4 protein-coding genes are annotated in these 3,809 nt (G+C 33.3%); all 4 read right to left on the bottom strand.

Features of this window, described 5'->3' with window-relative positions:
* Positions 1-213 precede the first annotated feature (213 nt).
* The 4 genes from ACQ93I_RS17055 to ACQ93I_RS17040 all read right to left on the bottom strand — a co-directional run bounded on the left by ACQ93I_RS17055 (position 214) and on the right by ACQ93I_RS17040 (position 3,669).
* The gene (locus ACQ93I_RS17055; protein ID WP_431699580.1) at positions 214-960 is read right to left on the bottom strand and encodes a hypothetical protein; all 747 of its coding nucleotides are present in this window, start codon (positions 958-960) and stop codon (positions 214-216) included.
* Positions 961-1,120: 160 nt separating this feature from the next.
* On the bottom strand, positions 1,121-2,221 hold the full coding sequence (locus ACQ93I_RS17050; protein ID WP_431699579.1) for a hypothetical protein: 1,101 nt from the start codon (positions 2,219-2,221) through the stop codon (positions 1,121-1,123).
* A 160-nt stretch (positions 2,222-2,381) separates the two neighbouring features.
* A complete protein-coding gene (locus ACQ93I_RS17045; protein WP_431699578.1) occupies positions 2,382-3,440 on the bottom strand; it encodes an LPO_1073/Vpar_1526 family protein in 1,059 nt (352 codons plus the stop codon).
* Complete coding sequence (locus ACQ93I_RS17040) at positions 3,433-3,669, bottom strand: hypothetical protein (protein ID WP_431699577.1); 237 nt, start codon at positions 3,667-3,669, stop codon at positions 3,433-3,435. The genes ACQ93I_RS17045 and ACQ93I_RS17040 overlap by 8 nt, the downstream gene beginning before the upstream one ends.
* Between the last annotated feature and the right edge of the window lie 140 nt (positions 3,670-3,809).

The following is a 3,809-nucleotide window of genomic DNA, read 5'->3' as shown; positions in this document are numbered from 1 at the left end:
AGTATGTTACAAATTTATAAAGTTACGCTGCCAAAATATGTCGTGTCTGTTTATACGTCCATTTTTTACATAGCAGGCAACGTCCCGGTTAACGCAAGTGCGGAGTAGGGGACACTAATTGATCTTTTAATTACTGTTTTTTAAAGGTGCCCAAAAATGCCATTTTTGACTGGTTTGCCGCATTTGTGTTAACCGTTGTTGTATGCCGTTTTATTACATCAAGTTTGGGAATGGTAATCGATATGAAACCGAAAATTTCTTTCCGCCTATCTCCACTGCTTGTTTTTCTTTCAAGTCCGAAATAAGACTTTTGAAATCTTCAAAGTGTTCTTTTGGCAAATACAAACTATATAGGGTTTTACTTCTTTCGACTGTTGATTCGCTTTTCAAATTGGGCCAATTTTCAGGCCATTCTTTTGGATCTTCTGGAGAGTGACTGTAGTCAGTTAACAGGACCTCAATATAATCTGAAACCCAATCCTCAGCATTTTTGCTTTTAAACTTTTTAATGTTGTCATAGACATTTATAAAATCTTCTGGTACGTTTCTCCGTGCTTCGCTTTTCTTTTCCTCCAGACTACCATAAACACTGATTTCTCGAAGAGTATCAAAATTTAGAATTAAAATGTTTGTTGGTTGATCAGTCGAACTTGATGCTTCTATATAATCGGGCTGCTGCATTAAGTTATCTGTTATGCCTAATGATTTGATTATTTTTTGAGTGGTTTCTACATCATTTTTGATTTCAAAATACTTCCACTTCTTATTAACTACCTTTTTATAAATGATTTGGCCGTTTTCGTAAAGTGCAAAAGTTGGTACATCAGATCCTATTACCATCAGCCAGGGATTGGTCTCAAATAGAACCACAATTGGTTGTCCATATTTTTCATTCCACTCTTGTCCGAAAGAATGAGTTGTTATGACTAGCAGTAAAAGTGCGGTAAAAATTGTTTTCATTATGTTTTTTTAAATGGCATACAACGGTTACGGTTAACGCCAGTGTGCGGAATTTAGCACGCGGAGTTGTCGGCTTATTGTTTTGTTGTTTGGAGTTCTAAGTTATTGTTTTTCCTGGAATACCGCATATTGGCCGTTAACCGATGTTAGCTGCTGGCTTTTACGACGGTTTCTTCTCGGATAATTTTAAAATCGAATCACCTCCAGTTTCAATGAACTCAATATTTCTTGAACTTTCTTTTATAGAATTAATCAAATCAACTTTTGATTGATATTCTTTATCTACTTCTTCATTTTCTTCATCATCTGATTCTGGCTCCGGAAGTGGTTCTACTCGAATCTCAACATTAAATCCTTTATCGATTCTATTTGCCAATTTGTTGAGCGCTATTATCAAACCATTTTCTAATTCATTTTTTCTTCCATTTTCACCATCATAATGTTCTTTAATAATTTCTTTCGCAATTGACTTAATCTCTGTTTTCATAATTCCATTTGCGTGGGTCTCGATAGATTTAGTTTTTGTTGCAGGAACTCCTTTTTCTTTTAACTGATTTCTTAAATTCTTGATTTCTAGAATTTGTTTATAGTGATTCAAAATTCGCTCGGTAGCTTTTGATAAAACATTCGCAACTTGAAGACCAATCAAGATGTATAAAAGAAAATCACTTGATGATATTGTTTTAACCTCATATTCTTGTTTTTTACCTGTAACAACTTCTGATATGTGATTGAGTATAAAATTTAGTTCTGCAATTTCATTTTTTAATTCTACTAACTTATTTTCCACATAATCTCTTGGAATTGTATAACCAAGTTCGCATTCCCCAGGATCTAAATCCTCCTTCTCTATTCCAAGTGTCTTGAAACCAGTCAAAACATTATTTATTGAGCTTTGAAAATTTTGTAAATCTGTAAAAATTATCTTTATATCGGCTAATGCTTTCGCAGGTGTTATTGCATTTGAGGAAAGAATTGTTTCTAATTTAAGTTTTAATTCTTCCCCCAGTTCAACTTCTCCCGTTATTTCACTAATTATATCCTTCCAACTCGGAGAATAATCGTTATAAGCGGAATTTTCTAAAGCATTGTACAGCTTTTCTAAACTTGAAACTAAATTCGTTTGATGTGAAGGTTGATTTGGTTGATTAACCTGATTTTGTAAATGATCTCTGACTTGTTGCAGTAAGGTTACAATTTTTTCTTTTTTTAGTTCTTTATCAATATCAACTAAAATTCGGTGTAATCTTTCTACATTCATATTTTAAATTTTGTTTAAAGCTTGCAGCTAACGTCCCGTATAAAAACAGTGCGGGGATTGCCTGCAATAATTTTCCGGAGGAAATCAGACGCAACAAGTACGTGCGGACTATCAATTAGGCACAGGCTCCCGTATTGTTTTTATATAGTGTTGTGTGCAGTTATTTTATCCAAATTGAAAGATCCATAGTCTCACCTGTTCGTCTTCTGTAATTTGCATGAGCAATTGCAATACCTACGTGGGACAATTCAAATTTATTAAATGCTGAATTCTGCCAAATTCTAAATACTTTTTCCAGTTTTGGATCAAACTGCTCCAACATCTCTTTTATTTCCTGACTTGATAAGGTCGTCCTCTCAAAAAAAGCTTTTATTTTATTTTTTTGTTCATCACTAATTGCATTTTCTTCCATTTTTTCTGCTAGAACATCGTCATCAAACATTCCAATTTGTTGGAGCTTTTTGTTATGAAAACAAGGAATTACCAAACCAGAGAAGTTCTGTAGGTGGTCTTTAAAATGTTCACTATAATCTTCTTGAGTAAATCCTTTAGAAAAGAAACCTTTGTAAGTTGTCCGTAAATTATTTTCTAACTGACCAAAATTTCCTGCTCTTATTTGTCCGCATCTTAAGTACTCTAAATAGTTATATTGTTGTTGATCATCAAATAAGTTTTCTACAAATGGAAAAATTGAAAATTGCAAGTATTTTTTAAAATCTTCATAATTCCCCAATGATCTTCTTACCGTTCTAGTCAATAGAAATATAAGGGTCAAGGTGTCAAGTTGTTCGACAGTTAACTTTGAAGCAATTGTTAGGGATTCGTCTAAAACAATTTGTAACATATTTCTTTTAGATACATTAGCTCTGTCAACCACTATATCTGCCAGTAAGTCGCCCAAATCTTTATCGCCACTTTTTGCATATTCTTTTTGAGCAGTGAATAGAGAATCTTGCATTCCTGGCTGCTGAAATTCATCTAAAGCATCCGGTGATTTTTCTTTTAATGAATCTAATATTTTTTCAGTTATTTCTTCTGCTCTCTGCGCAGCTATTTGGGCGGCTTCGTCTTTAAGATGTAAAAAATTGGATTTAAAAACATCTAGCGCAATTTCTTTAGCGTCTCTATAAGATATGCCGTTATAAACATTTACATTTTCAGCCTGAATATTTGATGAACTATCTCCTCCTTGTTGATTTTTATTATTGTCTTTAATCATTGTTGGTGATATTTATATCTCTGTTTGATTGATAATTTTTAGAGTTTTTTCCTCCCTTTTGATTCATAGTTGTGGTTTCGTTTGTTTTCTTGCTATTAAATATTTGGGTAATTAAAGCTCCTATAAGGCCCAAACTAGCGACTAAAGGCTCCCAGCTAGTATCATTTTTCAGCCAGATCAGGGCAGCTATTAAAGCCGCAATATTAATTATTAATAAAATCTTTTTCATTTATTCTAAAATTTTGGTAATAATTGCACACAACGTCCCGGTTAACGCAAGTGCGGAGTAGGGGACACGAATTGATCTTTTAATTTCTATTTTTAAAGGTACTCAAAAATGTCATTTTTAACGGGTCAGCCGCATTTGTG

Source organism: Salinimicrobium sp. WS361 (assembly GCF_050750585.1).
Classification (GTDB): Bacteria; Bacteroidota; Bacteroidia; order Flavobacteriales; family Flavobacteriaceae; genus Salinimicrobium.
This window is presented reverse-complemented; position numbering and strand designations above follow the sequence as displayed.

Bases quoted from the DNA above. Each gene is read 5' to 3' on its own strand.
- ACQ93I_RS17040 (WP_431699577.1), bottom strand. From the start codon at position 3,669: ATGAAAAAGATTTTATTAATAATTAATATTGCGGCTTTAATAGCTGCC.
- ACQ93I_RS17045 (WP_431699578.1), bottom strand. From the start codon at position 3,440: ATGATTAAAGACAATAATAAAAATCAACAAGGAGGAGATAGTTCATCA.
- ACQ93I_RS17050 (WP_431699579.1), bottom strand. From the start codon at position 2,221: ATGAATGTAGAAAGATTACACCGAATTTTAGTTGATATTGATAAAGAA.
- ACQ93I_RS17055 (WP_431699580.1), bottom strand. From the start codon at position 960: ATGAAAACAATTTTTACCGCACTTTTACTGCTAGTCATAACAACTCAT.